Here is a 21949-nt window from a genome sequence, read left to right on the forward strand (position 1 = left end):
AATTTAGATTGCATTAGGTTTTAAGTCTCAAAAAAATAGGTCTTAAATATAACTGCATGTATGCACTTTAATTCTGCCTGAAAGTTAATTTTATGTTAATGTAATCTATGCCTTGCCTAAAAAAAATAGCAGTTAACCCTATTCAAGAACTGGCCATCACTCATTAAAATGTGATGAAGTGTCTGGCCCCTAATGTCTTAGTGCTGGCATCTTTTAGCAACTTTCGCTACAGCATTATTCTAGGTCTTCCACTACATGAATATAAACTCTACGTAGAAACACGCAGGTCACTTGTTGATAGCTAGCAATTTAACCGGATGCTTTCACAGTTTGGAATAAAGAAAGGAAATCCTTACGTAGAAATACGCAGGTAACTCGATATTTCGATAGTTAGAATGATTGCTAGTAGGGGGAAATAGTTAACCCATGTTTAGGGTTAGCACATGGTCATCTCAAAATAAATCTATCGTCTTTTTTTAGCTAAAACTCGTCATTTACCTGCTTTTTACTGACTTTTTAAATTGCTAATCTATGTTGGCTCAGCCGCGACCTGTCCTATCTTCACCACAATTTATGATTAATCCCCGTGGATTTGAATTGTGGTACCAACCTGTCTATGATGTCTCCTCCGGCCACGTTGTCCAAAATGAAGTTCTCTTGCGGTGGCGCGATACTCAAGGTTCATTACATCGACCCAAAACATTTATGCCCGTCGTCAGCAATGCTGAAGCGGAACCCTGGCTAGATCGCTATGTGACGAGCCAAGCCATTGCTCAATTAAAAGCGTATCCCCATCTAAAACTTTCGATTAATTTATCCAAACGGATTGTTGAAGATCGGTCGATTGCTGAAGATATTTATAATCTGTTGACCCAGCAGAATGTCCAGCCTCATCAGCTCCATTTTGAAATTTCTGAAGCGAGTCTGGCTCAAAACTTTCAGGATTCAGTTGCATTAGTCCATGATCTGAAAGCGTTGGGTTGCTCTGTCATCCTAGATAATTTTGCAAATCAACATCTCACTTTTCTGCAATGGGAAAAGCTAGGCGTTGATGCGGTCAAGTTAGATGCCTCATTGATTCGTGATCTCAAACAAGATTCACTGCAAACCCGACTTGCTAGAGCGATCATCGATACCAGCGTTTCTCTGGAACAATCTGCGATCGCAAAATCCGTAGATGCTTACGCCACCTCTCGGCACCTGCATAACTTCAGCGTTGGTTCAGCCCAGGGATACCATTTCAAACCACCTAGTAACCGTCCGTGGCTTACCAGTAAAGTGGAAGTTTTGGGTGTCCCCATCGATAACATGACCCAAGCAGATCTGTTGAACGATCTGAAATCGGGGGTTGTATTTACCGCCAACCTGGATCGCCTGACACATCTCAACCAGGATCAAGAGCTGCGTGCGGCCTACAACATCGCTGATTACAAAATTTGCGATAGCCAAATCCTCTATTTTGCCTCTCGATTGTTAGGATCACCCATTCAAGAGCAGATCTCTGGGGCTGACCTATTTGCAGCCTTCTACACCCACCACCAAAATAATCCAGATATCACCGTTTTCTTGTTAGGGGGGGCCCCTGGAGTGGCCGCTCAGACTCAACAAACGATTAATACCCGCGTGGGTCGCGATATGGTTGTGGGGGCTTACTCTCCCTCCGCTAGTTTTGATGGGAACTCACAAGAATGTACAGACATTATTGAGCATATCAATCGATCGGGAGCCACAGTATTAGCCATTGGTGTGGGTTCACCCATCCAAGAGCGCTGGATTTACCGTCACCGAGAACGGCTGGCTGACTCGATTAAAATTATTTTTGCCATCGATGCCATCTTGGATCTGGACACAAGCCGCCAACAGCGCGGCCCACTTGCCAGTCTCTTTGGTGCTAAGCAGTTACTTCGTTTGATCAGTCAGCCAAAGTGATCATGAAAACGCTGCCTCCATTCATCGGGACTATCAACTGCTAAGCATGCCCTTCTCAGCCGTGATTCAGTGGTCTAGGGTAGAGAATCGATGAATCCCAGTTTGGGGATTGTGCTTCTTTGAAGCGGAGCGTTTTTTGCGAAAAACTCAGAGTCTCAGCCTTCCTAAAATTCAGGGTTTCAGCTTATCCTGAAATTGGCTGATTACCTTCTTGAACAAAAAATGTCGTGTTTCTGCTGGGTAATGGGTTGTATTGTCAGGTCGCTCAGGCCATGATGAAAGCAGTTTTAATTCACGCTCAATGGATACTGAACAGCAACGTCTAACCCTGCAAATCTTGATCGGTTCTGCATGGGTTGACCATCACCTTAGCGAACCTGAGGTCACCTACCTACAGCAAGTTTTAGAGCGGTACCACCTGAGTCAGGACGCTGACTTACAGGCTCTACTGCAACAACCCGTCCCCCTTCAGCAAACCGAACGTTGGATCGTGCAGTTTCTTAAACACACGGATCAAGAAGAGCGGCTTAAGTTGCTAGCGGCCATTGGTAATCTTCTGATTGCAGATGATGTTGTCTCAGATATAGAGCATGATCTACTGGATGAGTACCATGATTTGATGGCAAAGATCTCCAATGAGCCCAATTACATTGCCACCTTAGTCAAAAATATTGGCCACTATGTGAACAAAGCCTTAAACACGCTAGCTGCCTGAACTGAGCAGGTTATTTTGACTGGGCTATTGCAGGTTGTGTTGCCTTGGAAAACATATAGGGCTTAGGATCAACCGCTTTTTCCTTGCGATAAATAGAGTAATGCAGATGCGTTCCGGTCGAGCGCCCTGTACTCCCCATATAGCCAATCAACTGTCCGCGCTTGACCGAGGCCTTGGGGCGAGTGGCTAATTTGGAAAGATGGGCATATAGCGTTTGGTAGCCGTATCCGTGTTGAATCACAACATGGTAACCGTACCCGCCTGAATACTCAGCCCGTTCAACCTTGCCATTCGCAGTGGCATAAATAGGAGCACCATAATCGCCCAACAGATCAATGCCATCGTGGAGTTCAGCGCTGCCACCAAACGGTCCTGGGCGTAGGCCAAAGTCTGATGAAATAGGGCTGTTCGTCTTGGTGGGTTTCCCTTGGGGCAACGCAGCATTGCGAGCTTCTTCTGCTTGCAATGTCTTTTCTAAAGCGGGTTGCACCTGCTGCTTGAGACGAGAGGCCAAAATGGGCAGACGTGCTCTGGCAATCTGGAGTTGCTGTTTCGTGTTGAGTACAACAGAAACGCCTCCTTTACCCCCTTTGGCTTCAATCTTTAATTTCTGACGTTCTGCTTTAGATAATCCAGCTCGTTGACGTAGCTTTTCAACTTCTTGGTCTAATACCTCTAGCTCTTCCATGACTTCTGCCGCAGAGACTGACAGCTGATCGTGGCTTTGCTGGAGTGCGTAAAAGGTTTTGCCAGCCCAGGCAAGCGGTACAGCCGCAATAGACAAACCTAGAAGAATCGGAAATGGACTAAGCGAAAATTTAAGGGAGCGTTGTCCTGTTAGAGAGATCAAAATCCGAAAGCGCTTCGGAACCGGAAGAAGAGAACGCATAGAGACCCAATTCAAAGGATTCGAGATGCATCATATCAAAATATGTACCCAATATTAAATATTTATTAAAAAACTAGCAATTAATACACCTATGGGGGTTGAGGGAGAAAGGGTATCTTTGTGAAATTATTGGCTGGCTGGTGCAGTCCAACGATCCAGATTAACGGTCTTTTACTTACAGTTCAGAGCTTTCAAGTTTTTCAGGTTTTTCAGGTTCTGGGTCATCTATAACCTGAGTTAAAAGGGGAGCATTAAAGCGTGACTAGCGAATGGGTACGATAGAAGTATCGGTGACTTGACGCACTGCGGCTTTCATTATTCAAGTCTCTATGTCGCCGTTTAATATATCCTAAAGTTAGCCCTTCTCGTTTAAATCCCAGTCTATTGCTGTCATGGATCTCAAAACTATCCTGGTGGGTTTAACCCCCGTATTTATTGTGCTCTGCTTATTTTTTGGAACTCGCAATGGGTTCTATGACTCTGATGATTATCATGGCAATGGCTCAGCCCACTAATGCTGCCCCGCCACAGAATAGCCACAAACGTTAGCCCAATCTATGACAGAAAAAGATCCTGTCCACAGCGGTGGTGAAACTTTAGCAGGGACCACCCCTGTAGATAATGCGAATTTGCAAAAAACTGTTCAGGCTTTGGGACTAGCCCATATCCAGCGTCATATTTTTATTTGTGCAGACCAAACGGTTGATAAATGCTGTGACAAAGCTTCTAGTATAGAAGCGTGGGCTTATCTGAAGCAACGCCTGCGCGAACTACAATTGGACCAACCGACGGATGCAGGCTGTGTTTTTAGAACCAAAGCAAACTGTTTGAGGGTTTGTCAGAAAGGCCCAATTATGGTGATTTATCCAGACGGGGTCTGGTATCACTCCGCAACGCCTGAGGTCATTGAGCGGATTTTGCAGGAGCATGTGTTAGGCAATCAGATTGTCTCTGAATTTATGCTGCTCCAGCATCCGTTGCCAGAGGCTAATCTTTAAGAACTTATTGATTCTGGGTCGTTGGTTCAGGCGATGGCTGGGAGCTATTTTGAGTCACAAAGTACCATCCCCCCCAGCCGACCAGGGCAAGGAACAACATGGATCCTAATAGCATCCATAATCGAGGTTGTTTTCTAACGATCAAAGTCTGCTTTTGATCACCCATGTTGACGTTGCTCTGACTGGAGCCGACTGAGGATGCTTCAGAGAGCGTATCAGATGGTCCGGGGCCAGATTCTGCTTGTGATAGCAAGGTGGCTGGATCTCTGCCCATTTGGGTTCGAGCTGTGGAAGAGGCTGCTAATCCTATCTCCGATGCCACCACAGTTGCCTTGGGGTTAACCGCATCAGATTTAAGGCTTTGAAAATCGGTGGATTCAAGATACCGAATAAATTCGGCTTCCCCCATCGATACAATCAGGTAGGAGGCTTTAATTTTTCGACCTAGGCCAATCCGATCGCCATCCGCTAGTTCCTGGGAACTACAGCGCTTGTCATTGACAAATACCCCGTTGGCACTGCGATTCCCCTCAGAGTCTCCGTCAATCAGGCGGTAGCGATAGGCGTTTTGGCCAGGGGTCGGTAAGCGCAATAGGATGGCATGCTTACGGGAGATCGTGGGTGAGTCCAGGACAATGGCGTTAGATTCATCTCGGCCAATGGAATAAGCTGCAGAATCTAGTGCGATCGCACGACGTTTACCATCATTGATAACAAGAACGTGTCGTTCAGGAGAATCGTGTTTGGAATCGTGCATGTTGAGGGAGTTCCGTGCTGCTTGAATGGAAATACCGTCTCTGAAGAGTCTGCCTATTCTCACAATGGAGATGTATATTTCTCTCAATGGAGATGTATATCTTTAGGATTCCCAATCTCTTCCTATTTTTAAGCGTTCAGCTCGTGGTTAAGGGAAAGAATATGAAACAATAGAGGCTAACTGATCAACGCCGACCTAAACATTGCAACTTCTGATTCGATGGCACAGACTTATTCCGTAGAGATCCACCATCAAGATACCGTCCACACGGTTAGCGTCCCTGACGATACCACCATCCTCCAAGCGGCCCATGATGCTGGCATTGATTTACCCAGTTCTTGCTGTGCAGGAGTGTGTACTACTTGCGCCTCTTTGATCTTGGAAGGCAAAGTGGAACAGGAAGATGCCATGGGACTGGGACCTGATTTGTTAGATCAAGGCTATGCGCTGTTGTGTGTTGCTTATCCTCGATCGGATATCAAGTTGGAGTCCAACAAAGAAGAACTGGTTTATAAGCTGCAATTTGGGCAAGATCAGTGATCAAGGACCTGCAGCCGATTAAGGATTTTTTGCGATGACCACTCATTTTATTACTGCTGAAGTCGATTTAGAAGCCTCTGCTACTGACTTGCAGGCCAGCATTGAAGCCAAACTACAGGAACAGGGTGAACCGCTGCGCTGGGCGGTAACGGACGTCAAAGCTGATACGGCTACAGTGGAAGCCGTGGTGGTTCAATCTGAGGCCACTGCTTCCTCCTCTTGAACCCTCGTCCATTTACAGCTGTTTTACTCGTACCCACGGGGATTGGGGCAGCTATCGGCGGCTATGCAGGGGATGCCATTCCAATTGCTCGGATGATGGCAACGGTCTGCGATCGCATGATTACTCATCCCAACGTATTGAATGGGGCTCAGCTCTACTGGCCACTCCCCAACGCTTGGTATGTAGAAGGCTATGCTCTGGATCGATTTGCGGCAGGCGACTGGGGGTTGCGTCCGGTCCATCGTAATCGGATCGGCCTAGTCCTGGATCGGGCCATCGAACCGGACCTTCGCCTGCGCCACTTACAGGCGGTGGATGCGGCCCGAGCAACCTTGGGCATCTCGGTATCAGAGGTGTTGGTGACTGACAGACCGTTAGGCGTTACCCTGAAAACCGCTGATTCAGGGGCTACATGGGGCACCCTGGCGCAGCCAGACAGCTTATTACGGGCGGTTGAGCGATTGGTGAAGACGGGGAAAGTTAGTGCGATCGCCGTTGTGGCCCGTTTCCCTGATGATATGGAGAGTGACGCCCTCGCCCATTACCGCCAAGGGCAAGGTGTGGATGCGTTAGCGGGGGCGGAGGCTGTGATTAGCCATCTGGTGGTGCAGCAATTTCAACTTCCCTGTGCCCATGCCCCAGCCCTGTCTCCGTTACCGCTAACGCCTGATCTGAACCCACGAGCAGCAGCGGAGGAACTGGGATACACCTTTCTCCCCTCCGTTTTAGTCGGACTATCTCAAGCCCCTCAATTGACTCGTGAGCGGGGACCGTATTCGGACCTCTGGTGTGATCAGGTCGATGCTGTGATCGTGCCCGCAACCGCCTGTGGTAGTAGCACACTCTTCAGCTTTAGTCGTAGTCAGACGCCAATCATCACCGTGGCGGAAAATACAACCACCATGAATACCACGGCCGATGCCCTCCATATCAGCTGTATTCCTGCTCAATCCTACTTAGAAGCTGCGGGGATGTTAGCAGCGATAAAAGCCGGCCTCGACATCACCACCCTTCGTCCCTCTATTCTTCCCATTGAATGCCAAGAAATGGCCTAGCCTGTCGATGGGACCTTGTGCGGTCTTTCGGATTAACTGATAGGTTATAGAAGTATTTACAATCATCGATATCCCTGTGGTTGATCGCCCTAATCAGCAGCCTGAACTAGAGTCTCTTACTCGCACACAAGTCTTGATTGCCATGGGGGTAACAGCCTTACTGTTACTATTTGTGGCCAAGGTTTGGCAATATTTTGATTCTTTCCCCTCCCTAGTGATGATCTGGCAGTTTAAGCATGCGCTATGGGGAATGGGGTTAGGTTTAGGGATCACAGCGGCGAGTGCGGTTATTTATCAGCTATGGCCACAATATCGGCTCTCCGCCTCCCTTTATCTCCAGTTAGTGATCAAACCGCTCGTATGGACCGATCTGATTTGGCTAGGGTTGCTGCCTGGCCTCAGTGAGGAGCTTTTATTTCGGGGGGTAATGTTGCCAGCATTGGGCTTGAATTGGGTCGGTTTAGGTCTATCGAGCCTGTGTTTTGGTGTTCTCCACCTCAACAGCCTCAAACAGTGGTCCTACGTGGTGTGGGTGAGTTGTGTCGGTTTTATCCTGGGCTATAGTGCCTGGAGTACGGGCAATTTATTGGTGCCCGTGATGGCTCATATCACCACCAATATCATTACGGGCGTGTCTTGGAAAATCACTCATCCGCCGCGTCATTCCCAAGAAAAACCTGAATGAATGGCTCCAGGTTAAACGGTTTGCGTGATTGCCCTTTTCCCGTCCTATGCCTCAAAAAGGAGGCAATAAGATAGACGAGGAGTCTGGCTCGGGACGAGAATTCAAATAAATATCTTGAATATCCTCAGGCAACGCTGCTTGCAGAGATTGGTAAGCCTCCTGGAGATGTTGAGCAATTTCATCCGGGGTGATCTCTTCACCTTCTGCCTGTAATACGGCCATAATTCGATGGTCCTGCCAATGAAAGGTCTGTGATAAGACCAAAATTAGCCTAGGCAACGGGGAGAGTTGATCCAAGGCATTTTGGAGATAACACCACAACGGCGGTGGGGCCGTCGTTAACGTGTATTGAATTGTTTCAATGGCTGGGAGCTGATCTTGCGTAATACAGGCAGCCACTTTATTTAAAACCCACGCTTGCATTGAAAAACTAGGGCCGCCTGTCTCTGTGGCGAGGTGATTGAGTTCATAGAAAATATTGCGCCATACTCTAGCAAACAAATAATCCACTTGTAAGGGCGATCGCGCCATGTTACGCAGCAGGGAATAGGACATGGCCCCAAATCGGCAAAACAAAGCTGTAAAGTACTTGCCTTCATCAGGATGCTGTTGGAAACGGTGTATCAATTCTGGGTCGCTGTATTCCTGTAGCGATCGCACCAAGGGATGATGGGATTCAGGGAAGTCTGGCAGTTTCATAACCGTTACTCTATCGCTCCTTCACATTGAGATAGGGAACCATCCCAGAACTGTTAGTGAGCGACGCATACCAACTTACTTTTTTGCGGCATGAAGTCGCGCACCTGAATAAACATTGACTGAAAATATCAGAATCTAGTCTAGAGAACCCCACTGTCAAGAGTGAGATCTGTTATGATCAGTTTTGCTCACTCGGAGAGGTGGCTGAGTGGTCGAAAGCGGCAGATTGCTAATCTGTTGTACGGTGAACTCCGTACCGAGGGTTCGAATCCCTCTCTCTCCGTTTTTTTGCAACCCGTTGTTGGAGTACGTTTCATGGGCAAAAAATGCCAACTTACTGGCAAAAAAGCCAATAATGCTTTTGCCGTTTCTCACTCGCATCGTCGTACTAAGAAATTGCAAGAAGCCAATTTACAGTGGAAACGAGTGTGGTGGCCGCAAGAAAAGCGCTGGGTCAAATTAAGACTCTCTACTAAGGCCATCAAAACCCTAGAGAAGAAGGGACTCGCTGCCTTTGCCCGAGAAGCTGGGATTAATCTCAACCAGGTATAGTGCCCCGGTATTTTTTAGCCCTTTTGCCTCCTGAAGATCTTCAGGAGGTTATTAATGGTGTTAAGCAACAGTTTGCAGAGCAATATCAAAGTCGTAAAGCCTTGAATGCTCCCCCTCATATCACCCTGCAAGCCCCCTTTGAGTGGCCCACCTCACCCGCTCAAGACAATCCGTCAATTACAGCTTTAGTACAAGGACTAACGGAGTTTTCGAACTGCCGAGCATCCGTTCCGGTCCAACTTTCGGGGTTTGGGGCATTTCCCCCTGGCGTGATCTATGTTCAGGTACAACCCACCCCTGAACTCCTCACCTTACACACTCAATTGCACGCCTATTGTGCGCAGGCCTGGCATATTAGCGACCCTCGGACTCAGCATCGAGCCTTTACTCCCCATATCACTGTGGCTTTTCGAGATTTAACCCGAGCGAATTTTCGGGCGAGTTGGCCTCTCTTTCAAGACCGAGTATTTGACGATTCGTTTGTGGCCTCAGCTTTGACGATCCTGCAACACAACGGCCAACAGTGGGAGGCGTTTGCTCAGACTCCCTTCAGTTCCTAACAAAGTCCAATCCCGACTTAAAATCCCTTGGTATCCTTAAAGGTAGCGATTCTAGAACCTCCGTTAAGGGTAATTCCATGACTGACAGCCAGCCAACCATTTGTATTTTAGGGGGCGGTTTTGGGGGCCTATACACCGCTTTACGCCTGAGCCAGTTGCCCTGGGAAGCGCACAAGCCCCTGATTTATCTGGTGGATCAAAATGACCATTTTCTGTTCTCGCCCCTGCTCTATGAGTTAGTGACGGGAGAACTCCAGTCTTGGGAAATTGCCCCACCCTATAGCGAACTGCTGGCCAATACCGATGTGCGGTTTCTCCAAAGTGCCGTGCAGCAAATTGATGTGCAACAGCAGCAAGTTACTCTCTCTGACCAATCCCTCTCCTACGATCGACTGGTGTTAGCCCTAGGTGGTGAAACCCCGCTCCAGCAAGTACCCGGATCAGCCGAATACGCTTTACCTTTTCGGACCGTGAAAGATGCCTATCGTCTAGAGGAACGGTTACGGGCTTTAGAAACCTCGACTGCGTCTAAAATTCGAGTTGCAGTAGTCGGGGCTGGACCCAGTGGGGTGGAATTAGCCTGTAAATTGGCGGATCGTTTGGGCGATCGCGGTCGGATTCGTCTGATTGAGCGCAATACTCAAATTCTCAAATCTGCCCCGGAATTTAATCAAGCCTCAGCTCAAAAAGCCCTAGAGAAACGACAAATCTGGATCGACCTAGACACCAGCGTGCAGTCCCTCAGCGAAAAGGAAATGACGCTACGCTACAAGGAGCAAGTTGATACGCTCCCCGTTGATTTAGTGCTGTGGACCGTGGGAACTGCTATCGCCCAACCTATTCAAGCCTTACCCCTCCCCCATAATGAACTCGGTCAATTGGCAACAGAACCAACCCTACAAGTCCAACATTCACCCCATACCTTTGCCCTAGGAGATTTAGCTGATTATCGCGACTCGCAAGGCAAGCCAACCCCTAAAACCGCACAGGTTGCCATTCAACAAGCTGATTGCGTGGGTTGGAATATTTGGGCTTCCCTGACCCAGCGGCCCCTGTTGCCCTTTCACTACACCCACTTGGGAGAAATGCTGACCTTGGGAGAAGATACCGCTGCTCTATCTGGACTGGGGGTGCAGCTCGATGGTCCCTTGGCCTTTATGGCTCGGAGAATGATCTATCTCTACCGTATGCCGACCCTTGAGCATCAGCTTAAAGTTGGGGTTAACTGGATGTTTAAACCGCTGGTTGCAGCGCTGTCTGCCAACCGCTGAACGGAGATTTTCGAGGGGGACTCAAGTCGAGTCGCAAGCTAACTCAGTATCGTTATGAGTCTGCGGTATAGTGATTGGGGTGTCACTGGTTTGTATCAGTATCCCCCTCATAATGGGGCGTGTCTGCGATGATGCATTTACCGTGCCCCACTCAGCAACATCGATATCTCAAGGAGTCCTTTGGTTATGTCGCAACACGAAGTCCATGAATGTTTACGGGTCGGTCAGGCCGCACCTGACTTCACGGCAACGGCTGTTTACGACCAAGAATTTAGTGAAGTCAAACTGTCTAACTATCGGGGAAAATACGTTGTTATTTTCTTTTACCCTCTAGATTTCACCTTCGTGTGCCCTACAGAAATTACAGCCTTTAGCGATCGCTACGATGCCTTTAAGGCCCTCAACACTGAAGTTCTGGGTATTTCCGTCGATAGTGAATTTTCACACCTAGCCTGGACCCAAACTGATCGTAAATCGGGTGGCGTGGGTGAACTTAACTATCCCCTTGTGTCAGACATCAAAAAAGAAATTAGTAGTGCCTACAACGTCCTTGATCCTGACGCAGGTATTGCGTTGAGAGGTCTATTTATCATTGATAAAGAAGGCATTATTCAACATGCCACCATCAATAACCTAGCCTTTGGGCGCAATGTTGATGAAACCTTGCGGACCCTGCAAGCCATTCAACATGTTCAATCGCATCCCGATGAAGTCTGTCCTGCAGGTTGGCAACCTGGGGATAAGACCATGAATCCCGATCCCGTGAAGTCTAAGGCTTATTTTGAATCTGTTTAACTGAGCGAGAAGTTCTTATACTTGCGCCATTGGCACTTAAACTGAATTCCCCAGAGACGTAGGCGAAATGCTCTGGGGATTGCTTTTATCTAGGGATATAAAGCTGAGCAGGATGGATTGAACATCAGTGGAGTCTGGGCTGCTAGGGGCAACTTTTGCTAGAAAACGCAGTTAAGAATCTCCGCTGGATAAACTCTTTAAATCCCTAGCATGGTTGGCAGATTACATCATCAGTGGCAAGGAACTGATATTTTTACTAGGAAATTGCCTTGTTGTAAATGAACTTTACTCTAAGGTTAATGTCTTGCTGCTATCAAAGGGAAAGAAAATGTTCCGCCACTTCACTCAAACGTATTCGTCAACTCAGCGACTTCTCGGGGTGTGCGTCGCAATAGTGGCAATATCCGGGCTGTATGGCTGTAATACCCAGGCCAAAACAGAAAATAGAGGGAATCCAACGACCTCTTCAGGCGCCACCTCTCAACAACCAGCATCCTCGGGCCTGAGCTTAACGGAGCCGTCCCTGACCAGCGAACCGGACGTAGACGCCAAGCAAAAGATTGAGGCAGAGGGCGGGATTTCTTCACCTCAATCCACTCAAAACAACAATAATGCGTCAGGCGGGAGCACAAAGTCTCCGAAAGTATCCCCCAACACCATTAAACTTCCCCCTAGTATTACTCAACCGGATTCTCCAGCTGGAGTACCTGCTAAAGTTCCCAATGCAGCATCAGCCGACCCGGCTCCAAGTTCTGCTCCCTCAGCATCGGCTCAACCCGCTCCACCGACCCAGCCGGTCCAACCTGCTCCACCGGCTCAACCCAATGCTTCTGCTGCTAAGGCCCTCTCCGATTCATCCTCTGGGTCTCCACCTGCCGCATCACCGCAGGCAGCCCAGGGAATTAATCAACCCATTGATCCCGATCTGCAGCTGCCGCCTTCGTCATCGAGTACCCCCCAGACAACCCAGCAAACCTCTCTTTCTGAGAATACTCGGTCTACAGGAACGGGCAGTGCTTCTAGTAACTCTCGCTCCAACGCTTCTGGCGCACGTCAGTTGGAGTATAAATACAACCCATCAACGGGTGCTTACACCACAGACCCTGTTGAGTAAATATCATCAATTTTTCGCGCCTGAGCTTAAGAGGCAGGTGGGGCCAACTCTTCAGCCTCTACTGGACGAACAATGGCTTCAGCCTCTTGACCATCGGCCTGAAAGATCCCTGCCAACCCTTGTTCTAGGGTTTTGGCCATCACAATTTTGTTTTCATAGACGACGATCACCCTCGCTAGAATCGGTACACTATTGGCTTCTGCTTCTAGATACAGCGGTTCCACATAGAGCAGCGAGTCTTCAATGGGGATAATCAGCAAATTGCCTTGAATCACCCGTGACCCCTGGCGGTTCCACAAGGAAATGCGTTGAGAAATCACGGGATCTTGGTTAATCAGCGCTTCAATTTGTTCAGGACCAAAAATGAGTTCTCGTTTAGGAAACTGATAGAGCAACCGCTTGCCATAGTTTTCACCATCAGAACGGGCTGCTAACCAGGCAATCAAGTTATTACGGCGAACGGGGGTAAAGGGATAGAGCAGAATAAATTCTTCTTTATCCGCCTCTGGTAGCTTCATCGTTAGGTAATAGGGCTTCACCAGCTGACTTTTCTCGCCATAAATTTCGTTGGGGACTCGCCATTGATCTTCCCGGTTGTAGAACACCTGAGGGTCGGTCATATGATAGGTGAGCAGGCTTTGGGATTGAGCCCGAAAGAGATCTGTGGGGTAGCGGGTATGGCTGCGCAGGCTAGGAGGCATTGCTGCTAGAGGCTGAAACATCTGGGGGAAAATTCCCCGCCAAGTTTTCAGAATGGGATCGTTAAGATTGACACTATAGAAGGTCACCGAGCCATTGTAAGCATCCACTACTACTTTGACGGAATTTCGGATGTAATTAAAGTTCTCTTGACCTGGATCGGAATAGGGGTAATGATTGCTAACGGTATAGGCATCAATCACCCAAAACAGGGTGCCGGGAACGGCTGGTTTGTTAGTGCGATTAAAGGCTTCTACATCAACATTGGCCGTCACTAGATAGGGATTGCTATCAAATCTGAGAAAAGGAGCCAGTTCCTCTACTCGTTCCTTAATCTGGCGGCGGTACAAAACTTCGGTTTGAGGGGTGAAGTTTTGAGTAAACAGCATCTGCCAATCCCTTAGGTAGAGAGAAAACAGTCCCCGTCGCCACCAAGCCCCTATGGCCACGCCTCCGGTGCCGTCATAGGTGTTGTAGCGGTTGTCGTTACCGCTGGGATAGTCCAGTTCCTGCACTTTGGTGCGGGTCATTACATAGGTATTGGTCAGTTCCCCAAAATAGATTCGAGGCACATTGATGGGGATACTGGCAGCAATCTCTGGCGTGGCTGTTTGCAGGGTACCCTCGTTGTTCCCAGCCCCAATATCTTTAATAAAGTAGGTGGGCAAACCACTGGTCTCAGCGGTGTTGACGGGGCTAAGGGTAAAGCCATAGCCGTGGGTATAGATCAGGCGCTGGTTAATCCAGGTTTGGGCTTCGGGAGGGACATTGCCATAATCCAGTTCACGAGCGGCCACCAGCACCTGGCGTTTTTCGGTACTGGTGGTGGCATTTTTCTCGGCTGAGTCAGTGGGTTGGGACGTTCTGAGGGTATAGCGATCCACATCTGCACTGGGAAACTCATAGTAGAGACGAATGCGCTGAAGTTGGCGGTTAGCTTCTAGCAGTGGGCGGGTATCCCAAAGGCGGATATTGCGCAGTGTAGAGTCATTAGCCTTTAGTTTTGCAGGGGTTAAATCGGCTTTGGGCTGGAAGGTTTTGGTTTCAATATTGTTGAGATCAAAGGCAGCTCTGGTGAGTTGAATACTTTTTTCGATATAGGATTCTTCTCGGGCTAGCTCATTGGGTTGGACTACGAGGGCCTGAACGCCTCGGGGCAAAACTAAGCCTGCCACGACGGCGATTCCGATATAAGCGCTGAGAATCCAGGATAATTTCGCTGGACGTCGAGCAGGATAAGGAAACACCGCTCGTCCAAAAAAGACCACGGCAATGGTGGCCGCCCCCAAACAGAGCAATGTTTTAGTGGGTAAATCCACCGTAACGTCGGTATAACCAGCGCCATAGAGAATGCCTTGGGTGGAATAGAGCAGGGAATAGCGGTCTAGCCAAAAGCCCCAGGCCAGGGTTAAGGCAAGGGCTCCCCCTAGTCCATAGAGATGTCGCTTTTGAGGCAGGGTAAACCCTGGGAAACGACCTTGACTAACACTGTCCCCGGCCAAGAGATAGATTAAGGCCACACTGACAAATCCGGTGAGGGTCACTCCCATCAGCCAAAATCTCAGCAGTTCCCACAGGGGTAGGACAAAGACATAAAAGCCAATATCGTGCCCAAACAGCGGATCGGTGTTGTTGAAAGGTGTAGCGTGCATAAAGGCCAGAATCGTGGTCCAGTGATTGGACACCACTAAGCCTAGACCGAGGCTGAGACATAGTGCGATCGCACCCAGTACAAACCCCGGATGCCAAAGCAAAAATACTGTAAACCCAGCCACTAACAGCAGTTTCCAGGGCATCTGTAGCCAATGTTTGAGTAGATTGGCTGTCGCTGAAAAAGTAAACTGCTGCAAAATCTGGGAGCTGGAGGTGGCAATTTCGGTAGGAGGATACCAAAACTGAATAATTACCTGACCAATATGGGTCAGCAGACTCGCCAACAACAGGCTTAGCCCCACCAATACCAGCAGCAATTGTGTCAGTTTGAGCGCGCCAGGTTCAGTTTTATCGATATCAACGGGTTGACGATAGCGCCAGCGATGAGCCAAGACTAAATTGCCAACCAGATAACCACCCGTACTTGCCAGTGCTAGGATCCATAGCCCTATCCTGACCACTAGTTGAGTTTGAAAAACCGTTAAATAGCCTAGATTTTTAAACCAGGCAAACTCGGCAATAAAATGAGCCAGTAGATCTAAACCAAATACCACTCCTAACAAGAGGAGCACGGATTTAACCAACCAACCAACAACCTTAGAGGACATCACAAGGAACCGCTCTTGGCATGTAACTTTCAAATCATAGAGGATCTGTTCTGGATCAACGCATTAGGAGAGAGACGTAACTTAACCCAATCATTCGCAATATTGTGGGCGAGCGACAGTTGTCATAGTGGGTTCTGGTCAATGGAGCATTAAATGGTGATGCAAAAACAGGCATCGAACGCCCATTCAATGAGGTTTTATATTTCTAGATTTACACACTCAATCCTATCAAACGGCTTGGAGGTAACCCCCAAGGAAGTGGGAGCTACAGAATATGCAGTTGCCTCCTCTGTACCTGAAATAATTCGGGTAAGCTGGCCGTCAATAAAATGGGCTGCTGCACCATCATCAATGGCGATACCGGGGGGTAACGATTCTGTTTCAATCAGGTGTTCAAAGGTCTGTTGTCTTTCAATTTCTGATGAATAGTGAGGACAACAGCTCCCTGATAAAAAATTCAGACACTGAAGCGGACCAAATCCATCGGCTTTAGCATCGGTTAAACAGGACTCAAACCAGCAATTTGCACCTGCACTGATTCCTGATAGGACGGTTCCCTGAGCTGCGGCAGCCTTCAGCAAAGGGGCGATTTCCCAAGCCTGCCACACGGCCAGCATACTAAACGTATTGCCACCACCAACGAAAATGACATCTTGAGACATAATCCAATCGCGTAGGTTGGGGGTCCGTCGAAACAAGGTCAGATGAGACGGGGTACAGTTGAGTTGGGAAAATCGAGAGTAGAACTTCAGTAGATAGCTTTCTGCATCACCACTGGCCGTGCCAATAAAACCAACTTTAGGAATGTTGGCCACACTTTGCTCTAGCACATAGGCATCAAGGCCAGGTTCAGACCCTTCAGAAAAACCACCACCACCAATCGCAATAATCTGTCCCTTGATCATCCAGAGCACCATCCTTTGCAATCACTTGCTGGACATATCTACGCCTACCAATAGGCTGAGTAAACCTTAGCAAGGACCATTTTTGGTCTGTAACTCTCAAATCATAGAGGATCCGTTCCAGAAGGTCTTGCTTTGGATACTATATTGTCTTAAATCTGTTGAACATCATCTAAAAAGATCCCAGCTTCAACCTCACCAACAGCTAACCCTAGACTTACAGAGACGATGGTGGATCCCGACCTGGGGCCGATTGCGGCTTAGGTCATCCGATTATTTGTCGTTTCTAATAACTGGGCTTCAACCTGTTGTTGCCAGTGCGTTAATAAAGCTCGGACATCTACGGTGTAGAGGGTTGCTGAAGTATCTGACTCAGTGCCGATCATAAATCCTGGCTGGGTACGGGCCATTGCTGTAATTTTTTCGGTTGTTGCCATCGGTAACCTAAATTGACTAATGGGTCGTCCATCCAGCCCCAAAAGCAAGACCTGGCTCGCGGCGATCAACACATATCCCCAAGCCGTCGCTAGGATATGTTCCGGCTGGATAGCGAAGGTAATCCGGGTCAATCGCCACGGCATTAGATCAATCAGGAAACCCACTTGCGGAAAATCAGTGGCCATCGCTAGCAGGTGATAGGGATTAGGAACACTTTGAACGATCTGCTGAAAGCTCAGCGGAACTGAAAACGGCTGCAAACAGGTGCCGCGACGGGTAAAGCCTTGGAATTGGCTTTGGTTTGAGCCAGAGGAGATAGCAACGCCATACCGTTGGTCAAGCAAAAATAACCAATCGGGTGGATGAATGGGGACAGGTGAACCCATCGGCTGCATCTGTTGCGATCGCAACAGGTACAACAACGCTTGCTCGTGCTGTTCTGAGGTCTCGCCCGTCTTAAAGGTAGATTGATTAACGGACATTGCTAACCACTTCTGTGCTGGTAGCCTACCTATTTTGATAGCCTCCTTACTCAGCTCAGCGGCCGTGAGGTTAAAGGGAGAGGGGTAAGGAACGGGATCCAAAGCATCCCCAAACGAGTAGAAGCAAGGGGAATCCGCTGGGTTCGATAGTGTGCAAGCCCAAGTTTGTCCCCCTGCCCCAAATAAGTCGATCACCGGTTGGGGAAATTGCCACTGTTGCTCCGTCACTCGATTGGGTTCCAGATCCGGAGTAGGGTAGGTCCGACCGATCACTTGGCGATGGCTACCCACATACACCTGATTGCCTTGGATGAACAAACAAGAGAGTGGGCTTGTCCATGCCTCCTGCTCAATCACGGGTGAGTGAGTCACTGTGAGCATTTGGTGGCAAGAGGTAAGGGTAAAGGCCGTCGGATCCTCCGTTGATAAAACGCTAGCAGCGAGTTCAACCGCTCTCAGCATCTCTTCTGTATGTTTGAATCGTCTTTGCGGTAATTTCTGAAGAGCTGTTTTAAGGACAGAACGAAGCAAAAATGGCACTTCTTTGGGAATCTGTGCCATTTCATTGATATGGGCGGCCATTAATTCCCCCGGCAACCCCATAAAGGGTCGTTTTCCCACCAATAGCTCAAATAAAATAACGCCAATGGCGTACAGATCTGAAGCAAAGGAGTATTGGCCATAAAACCGTTCTGGAGCCATATAGGCAGGTGACCCTGTATCTCCTTGACCGATGACACCTGCTTCTTCAGCTAACCGAGCAATCCCAAAGTCGGAGATTCTAGCGGACCACCCCTCAGCCGTATGAGTCAATAGAATATTTTCAGGCTTGAGATCACAATGGACAACATCACGTTGATGGGCATACGCCAATCCTTTCAGCACATCAATCATGATGCGTAGTCGCTGCTCTAAACTGAGGTGTATGGGATGCAAGAGCAGATCTCGCAATGTGCCGCCCTCGCAGTAGTCCATCACGAGGTATCGCTCCATGGCGGTATAGGCGATCGTTTGGACTGACACAATATTGGGATGTTGCAAGCCCGCTAAGAGCCTCAACTCTCGCAGAAACAAGCGGGTTGGCAGATCTTTTTTATTCAGTACCTTCAGTGCAACCAGTGAGCCAGTGCGACGATCGCTGGCACAGAGCACCTTCCCAAATTGGCCTTGACCAACCTTCCCTAAAATTCGGTATCGAGAGGAAGACATGCCGGATTGTGCTACTTTCCCAAGGCGTTCATTGTATCTATTGAACCCAGATAGCGAGCCAATATTGAACTCAGTTTATAGGGGCATGCCATGATGGAGAGGGGAAATCGTGACTTGCGACGTATCAATCAGGGTTGAGGAGTGGGTTGATACCCTCCCATCACTCGCCCCGCTCCACGAATTTGATGATAATAGGTTTGGGTGACCTTATCCCCATTAGGGGATAGCCCATCAATACCAATGCCATTGCGTCCTTGATCTGTGCCTGAACTATGGATGTACTGCCCTTTTCCTAGATATAAGGCTACATGGTTTGCCTTTGTGGGCGGACCAAAAAAAATCAAATCCCCAGGTTGAAGGACCGCAACTAAGGCTTCAGCAGTCTCTCCAGGATTAACCAGGGCCTTAGTAAACGCCTCCTGCTGATAGGCATCTCTGGGCAACCAAATCCCTTGCTCAGCAAAGGCATGTTGCATCAGTCCTGAACAATCAAAATTCGGCCCCAGCGTTCCGCCCCATAGATACTGATTGGGCTGTTGAAAGGCGGTTTGCATAAATGCAATCACGTAGGGTAAACGCGCCACAATTTGCACACGAGTGACGGATGGTGCTTGATAAGGCTGCTGGGCAGCTGCCAAACCTAATAGCGCTTTCACTTCAATCCAGCCAGGATAGTCGTCTTCGCAGAGGCAAACGGGCAGTGCACCGTTTAGATGGCAATCCTTTGGGAGACAAAATCTGAGATGCCGCCCCGGCCAGGCTTGAGTCGCCAAGGTTTGGCATTCAGCGGTATCAAATAAGTCGAGGGGTTCACTCAGCCGATACTCTACAGCGGTGAGAGTGCCAGCTTGTTGCTGTGCCCTTAAAGCATCAAGGGAAACCATGTCAACTCACAACGTTGCGATCGCAAAGCGCATCTCCACGGGTTAAGGGGTGAGACGATTGACTATTTTTTGCGTAATCGATAGGTAATCCGCCCCTTCGTTAAATCATAGGGGGTCAACTCTACCTTGACGCGATCTCCAGGCAATATCTTGATATAGTTTCGCCGAATCTTGCCAGAGATATGAGCTAGCACATTAAACCCATTATCTAAATCCACCCGAAACATGGCATTCGGTAACGATTCCGTTACGGTGCCTTCCATCTCAATCGCATCTTGCTTAGCCAAAAAGTTGATCCTCCTCAGGATGAGTCGTTCGTTGTTCTACCAAAAATACTGTCAAACAAGGTTTCCACACAGAGAGTATAGAGAATTACGTGAGATCTGCCAAAGCCGCTTTGATTCGATCCGTGACGGCCTCGACGGCGGTATCCCCATCGATATCGACTAGGCAGTTGCGTTCCCGATAGAAATCTAGGATAGGAGCCGTTTCCCGATGGTAGACCTGAAGGCGATCCTGGATGACAGTTTCGTTATCATCCTTGCGGCCTCGGCTCAGCATCCGAGTGATTAAAATCTGTTCGGGGACTTGGAGGTTAATGACGCGATCGCAGCTTTGATTCATCTCCGTTAGGAGCTTGTCCAAGGTTTCGGCTTGGGGAATCGTGCGCGGGAAGCCATCCAATAACCACCCACCATCTGTATCTGACTGGGCCAAACGCTCCTGCACCATATCAATCACTACTTGATCTGGGACTAACTGTCCTTGATCTAAGTAGGATTGGACCTTCAAGCCCAAAGGCGTTTTACCCGAAATGGCGGCCCGAAACAGATCTCCGGTGGAGATATGCGGAATATTAAAGTCAGCTGCCAGAGAGACGGCTTGTGTGCCCTTGCCAGCGCCAGGTGGCCCAAACAGAATTAGACGTGCCACTACTGCTTCACCATCCCTTCATAACGCTGGGAAATCACATAGGTTTGAATTTGCTTGGCCGTATCAATGGCCACACCCACCAAAATCAGCAGAGATGTTGCCCCAAAGCCAGAGAAAATACCGCCACCCACGGCTCTTTCTGCCGCGACGGGAATCAACACCACAGCACCCAGGAAGAATGCCCCCAACAACGTCAAACGATTTAACACCCGCTCAACATATTCTGTGGTGGCTCGACCAGGTCGAATACCAGGAATACTGGCCCCCATCTTCTTCAAATTCTGAGACATATCGATAGGATTCACCACCAAGGATGCATAGAAATAGCTGAAGAAAACAATCATCGACAGATAGAAAATCACATAGACCCAAGGCAACGAACTATTGGGGCTAAGATAGCCAGCAAATTCGATTAAGGTTTGGTTATTGGTCAGTCCTGCTAGCGTTCCAGGCAAGATCAACATGGCAGAGGCAAAGATAATGGGCATAACGCCACCAGAATTCAATCGCAGCGGCAGATAGCTCTTTTGCTCTTGATAGGTTCTGCGGCCCACTTGGCGGCGAGCATAGACAATGGGAATTCTGCGAGTGCCTTCCTGGACAAACACAATGCCAACAATCATCAAGATAAACACAGAAATCAAGATGATCACCTTGGAGACCTCGCCCTGTTCAGCAATCTGCAAAGCGTTTCCTAAGGTGCTGGGTAAGCCAGACACAATACTCAGGAAAATCAGTAAGGATGCGCCGTTACCAACCCCTCTTTCTGTGATTAACTCGCCCACCCACATCACAAACATAGAGCCAGCCGTTAATGCCACAATCATTTGGGCAATAAACACAGGCCCAGGATTAGCAACTACAGGAACAACACTGCCTGGATATCTGGCCTCCGCACCATTGACCAAGATGGAAAATCCTGTGCTTTGAATAATGGCCCATCCCAAAGCGACGTAGCGAGTAATTTGGGAAATCTTGCGGCGACCGGCCTCGCCTTCATCTTTTTGTAAACGCTCTAGCGAAGGCAGTGCAGCCGTCAGCAATTGTAGAATAATGGATGCATTAATAAAGGGGATAATCCCTAAGGCAAAAATCCCTAAGGCAGAGAAACCACCTCCAGAGAAGAAGTCCAAGAAACCAAACACAGGGTTTCCTGCAAATGCGGTCTTAAAGGCATCGCGGTTAATACCAGGCACTGGCAAGTAAATGCCTAAGCGCACCAAAATCAACAACCCAAGGGTAATAAAGATGCGACCTCTTAGCCCAGCTGCCTGGGCCATTTGCATAAAGGTCTCTTGGGCGGATGGTGTTTTACCTCTGCTGACAACCATGTCAGGGATACCTCTCTAAAAGCCGATT

Annotated in this window: 22 protein-coding genes and 1 tRNA gene; 13 read left to right on the forward strand and 10 right to left on the reverse strand. The window is 48.6% G+C overall.

Annotated elements, in window-relative coordinates; genetic code table 11:
* Positions 1-573: 573 nt before the first annotated feature.
* Both Q0986_RS12745 and Q0986_RS12750 read left to right on the forward strand, forming a co-directional pair.
* Positions 574-1929 (forward strand): EAL domain-containing protein, encoded by a 1356-nt coding sequence (locus Q0986_RS12745; RefSeq protein ID WP_299410768.1) that lies wholly within the window; start codon positions 574-576, stop codon positions 1927-1929.
* 301 nt (positions 1930-2230) lie between these two features.
* Entirely contained in the window at positions 2231-2644 is a 414-nt protein-coding gene (locus Q0986_RS12750) for a TerB family tellurite resistance protein (protein WP_299410770.1), read from the forward strand.
* A gap of 10 nt (positions 2645-2654) precedes the next feature.
* Here the strand turns inward: Q0986_RS12750 and Q0986_RS12755 are convergent, their stop codons facing one another.
* A complete protein-coding gene (locus Q0986_RS12755; protein ID WP_299410773.1) occupies positions 2655-3533 on the reverse strand; it encodes a M23 family metallopeptidase in 879 nt (292 codons plus the stop codon).
* Positions 3534-4090: 557 nt separating this feature from the next.
* On the opposite strand from Q0986_RS12755, the gene Q0986_RS12760 reads away from it, so the two are divergent.
* Complete coding sequence (locus tag Q0986_RS12760; protein ID WP_299410776.1) at positions 4091-4531, forward strand: ferredoxin; 441 nt, start codon at positions 4091-4093, stop codon at positions 4529-4531.
* A 4-nt stretch (positions 4532-4535) separates the two neighbouring features.
* Here Q0986_RS12760 and Q0986_RS12765 read toward each other — a convergent pair whose 3' ends face one another.
* Positions 4536-5288, reverse strand: coding sequence for an FHA domain-containing protein (locus Q0986_RS12765; protein ID WP_299410778.1), 753 nt, complete (start codon positions 5286-5288; stop codon positions 4536-4538).
* Positions 5289-5507: 219 nt separating this feature from the next.
* Between Q0986_RS12765 and Q0986_RS12770 the strand changes: the two genes are divergently transcribed.
* The 4 genes from Q0986_RS12770 (at position 5508) to Q0986_RS12785 (ending at position 7791) form a co-directional block, all read left to right on the forward strand.
* Positions 5508-5828, forward strand: a complete 321-nt coding sequence (locus tag Q0986_RS12770; protein WP_299410781.1) for a 2Fe-2S iron-sulfur cluster-binding protein — start codon at positions 5508-5510, stop codon at positions 5826-5828.
* A gap of 34 nt (positions 5829-5862) precedes the next feature.
* The gene (locus Q0986_RS12775; protein ID WP_299410784.1) at positions 5863-6051 is read left to right on the forward strand and encodes a hypothetical protein; all 189 of its coding nucleotides are present in this window, start codon (positions 5863-5865) and stop codon (positions 6049-6051) included.
* Positions 6048-7106 (forward strand): DUF3326 domain-containing protein, encoded by a 1059-nt coding sequence (locus Q0986_RS12780; protein WP_299410786.1) that lies wholly within the window; start codon positions 6048-6050, stop codon positions 7104-7106. The genes Q0986_RS12775 and Q0986_RS12780 overlap by 4 nt, the downstream gene beginning before the upstream one ends.
* 76 nt (positions 7107-7182) lie before the next feature.
* The gene (locus Q0986_RS12785) at positions 7183-7791 is read left to right on the forward strand and encodes a CPBP family intramembrane glutamic endopeptidase (protein WP_299410789.1); all 609 of its coding nucleotides are present in this window, start codon (positions 7183-7185) and stop codon (positions 7789-7791) included.
* Positions 7792-7842: 51 nt separating this feature from the next.
* On the opposite strand, the gene Q0986_RS12790 is transcribed toward Q0986_RS12785, so the two are convergent.
* Positions 7843-8490 carry a sigma-70 family RNA polymerase sigma factor gene (locus tag Q0986_RS12790; protein WP_299410791.1) on the reverse strand — a complete coding sequence of 216 codons (648 nt, stop codon included), beginning with the start codon at positions 8488-8490 and terminating at the stop codon, positions 7843-7845.
* 194 nt (positions 8491-8684) lie between these two features.
* On the opposite strand from Q0986_RS12790, the gene Q0986_RS12795 reads away from it, so the two are divergent.
* From Q0986_RS12795 to Q0986_RS12820, 6 genes are all read left to right on the forward strand, one after another.
* A tRNA-Ser gene (locus Q0986_RS12795) sits at positions 8685-8773 on the forward strand.
* 32 nt (positions 8774-8805) lie between these two features.
* On the forward strand, positions 8806-9042 hold the full coding sequence (gene rpmB, locus Q0986_RS12800; protein WP_299410794.1) for a 50S ribosomal protein L28: 237 nt from the start codon (positions 8806-8808) through the stop codon (positions 9040-9042).
* Complete coding sequence (locus tag Q0986_RS12805; RefSeq protein ID WP_299410797.1) at positions 9042-9602, forward strand: 2'-5' RNA ligase family protein; 561 nt, start codon at positions 9042-9044, stop codon at positions 9600-9602. The genes rpmB and Q0986_RS12805 overlap by 1 nt, the downstream gene beginning before the upstream one ends.
* Positions 9603-9679: 77 nt before the next feature.
* Positions 9680-10873: an NAD(P)/FAD-dependent oxidoreductase gene (locus Q0986_RS12810; RefSeq protein ID WP_299410800.1), complete on the forward strand. Its 1194-nt coding sequence runs from the start codon at positions 9680-9682 to the stop codon at positions 10871-10873.
* Between the two features lie 186 nt (positions 10874-11059).
* Positions 11060-11668: a peroxiredoxin gene (locus Q0986_RS12815; RefSeq protein ID WP_299410802.1), complete on the forward strand. Its 609-nt coding sequence runs from the start codon at positions 11060-11062 to the stop codon at positions 11666-11668.
* A 394-nt stretch (positions 11669-12062) separates the two neighbouring features.
* Positions 12063-12782: a hypothetical protein gene (locus Q0986_RS12820; protein WP_299410805.1), complete on the forward strand. Its 720-nt coding sequence runs from the start codon at positions 12063-12065 to the stop codon at positions 12780-12782.
* 26 nt (positions 12783-12808) lie between these two features.
* On the opposite strand, the gene Q0986_RS12825 is transcribed toward Q0986_RS12820, so the two are convergent.
* The 7 genes from Q0986_RS12825 to secY form a co-directional block, all read right to left on the reverse strand.
* Positions 12809-15742, reverse strand: a complete 2934-nt coding sequence (locus tag Q0986_RS12825) for a UPF0182 family protein (RefSeq protein ID WP_299410808.1) — start codon at positions 15740-15742, stop codon at positions 12809-12811.
* Between the two features lie 197 nt (positions 15743-15939).
* Positions 15940-16647, reverse strand: coding sequence for a peptidase E (locus tag Q0986_RS12830; protein ID WP_299410811.1), 708 nt, complete (start codon positions 16645-16647; stop codon positions 15940-15942).
* A 257-nt stretch (positions 16648-16904) separates the two neighbouring features.
* The gene (locus Q0986_RS12835; protein WP_299410814.1) at positions 16905-18773 is read right to left on the reverse strand and encodes a serine/threonine-protein kinase; all 1869 of its coding nucleotides are present in this window, start codon (positions 18771-18773) and stop codon (positions 16905-16907) included.
* 128 nt (positions 18774-18901) lie between these two features.
* Positions 18902-19657 carry a C40 family peptidase gene (locus Q0986_RS12840; RefSeq protein WP_299410816.1) on the reverse strand — a complete coding sequence of 252 codons (756 nt, stop codon included), beginning with the start codon at positions 19655-19657 and terminating at the stop codon, positions 18902-18904.
* 62 nt (positions 19658-19719) lie between these two features.
* A complete protein-coding gene (infA, locus tag Q0986_RS12845; protein ID WP_010469293.1) occupies positions 19720-19944 on the reverse strand; it encodes a translation initiation factor IF-1 in 225 nt (74 codons plus the stop codon).
* Positions 19945-20029: 85 nt separating this feature from the next.
* Positions 20030-20590: an adenylate kinase gene (locus Q0986_RS12850; protein WP_299410824.1), complete on the reverse strand. Its 561-nt coding sequence runs from the start codon at positions 20588-20590 to the stop codon at positions 20030-20032.
* Complete coding sequence (gene secY, locus Q0986_RS12855) at positions 20590-21921, reverse strand: preprotein translocase subunit SecY (RefSeq protein WP_299410827.1); 1332 nt, start codon at positions 21919-21921, stop codon at positions 20590-20592. Before secY ends, Q0986_RS12850 begins: the two co-directional genes overlap by 1 nt.
* Positions 21922-21949: the final 28 nt, after the last annotated feature.

The organism is Acaryochloris sp. IP29b_bin.148 (assembly GCF_028285565.1).
GTDB lineage: Bacteria > Cyanobacteriota > Cyanobacteriia > Thermosynechococcales > Thermosynechococcaceae > Acaryochloris.

Coding starts and splice junctions, on each gene's coding strand:
- Q0986_RS12745 (WP_299410768.1), top strand. CDS start 574: ATGATTAATCCCCGTGGATTTGAATTGTGGTACCAACCTGTCTATGAT.
- Q0986_RS12750 (WP_299410770.1), top strand. CDS start 2,231: ATGGATACTGAACAGCAACGTCTAACCCTGCAAATCTTGATCGGTTCT.
- Q0986_RS12755 (WP_299410773.1), bottom strand. CDS start 3,533: ATGCGTTCTCTTCTTCCGGTTCCGAAGCGCTTTCGGATTTTGATCTCT.
- Q0986_RS12760 (WP_299410776.1), top strand. CDS start 4,091: ATGACAGAAAAAGATCCTGTCCACAGCGGTGGTGAAACTTTAGCAGGG.
- Q0986_RS12765 (WP_299410778.1), bottom strand. CDS start 5,288: ATGCACGATTCCAAACACGATTCTCCTGAACGACACGTTCTTGTTATC.
- Q0986_RS12770 (WP_299410781.1), top strand. CDS start 5,508: ATGGCACAGACTTATTCCGTAGAGATCCACCATCAAGATACCGTCCAC.
- Q0986_RS12775 (WP_299410784.1), top strand. CDS start 5,863: ATGACCACTCATTTTATTACTGCTGAAGTCGATTTAGAAGCCTCTGCT.
- Q0986_RS12790 (WP_299410791.1), bottom strand. CDS start 8,490: ATGAAACTGCCAGACTTCCCTGAATCCCATCATCCCTTGGTGCGATCG.
- rpmB (WP_299410794.1), top strand. CDS start 8,806: ATGGGCAAAAAATGCCAACTTACTGGCAAAAAAGCCAATAATGCTTTT.
- Q0986_RS12810 (WP_299410800.1), top strand. CDS start 9,680: ATGACTGACAGCCAGCCAACCATTTGTATTTTAGGGGGCGGTTTTGGG.
- Q0986_RS12815 (WP_299410802.1), top strand. CDS start 11,060: ATGTCGCAACACGAAGTCCATGAATGTTTACGGGTCGGTCAGGCCGCA.
- Q0986_RS12825 (WP_299410808.1), bottom strand. CDS start 15,742: ATGTCCTCTAAGGTTGTTGGTTGGTTGGTTAAATCCGTGCTCCTCTTG.
- Q0986_RS12830 (WP_299410811.1), bottom strand. CDS start 16,647: ATGATCAAGGGACAGATTATTGCGATTGGTGGTGGTGGTTTTTCTGAA.
- Q0986_RS12835 (WP_299410814.1), bottom strand. CDS start 18,773: ATGTCTTCCTCTCGATACCGAATTTTAGGGAAGGTTGGTCAAGGCCAA.
- Q0986_RS12840 (WP_299410816.1), bottom strand. CDS start 19,657: ATGGTTTCCCTTGATGCTTTAAGGGCACAGCAACAAGCTGGCACTCTC.
- secY (WP_299410827.1), bottom strand. CDS start 21,921: ATGGTTGTCAGCAGAGGTAAAACACCATCCGCCCAAGAGACCTTTATG.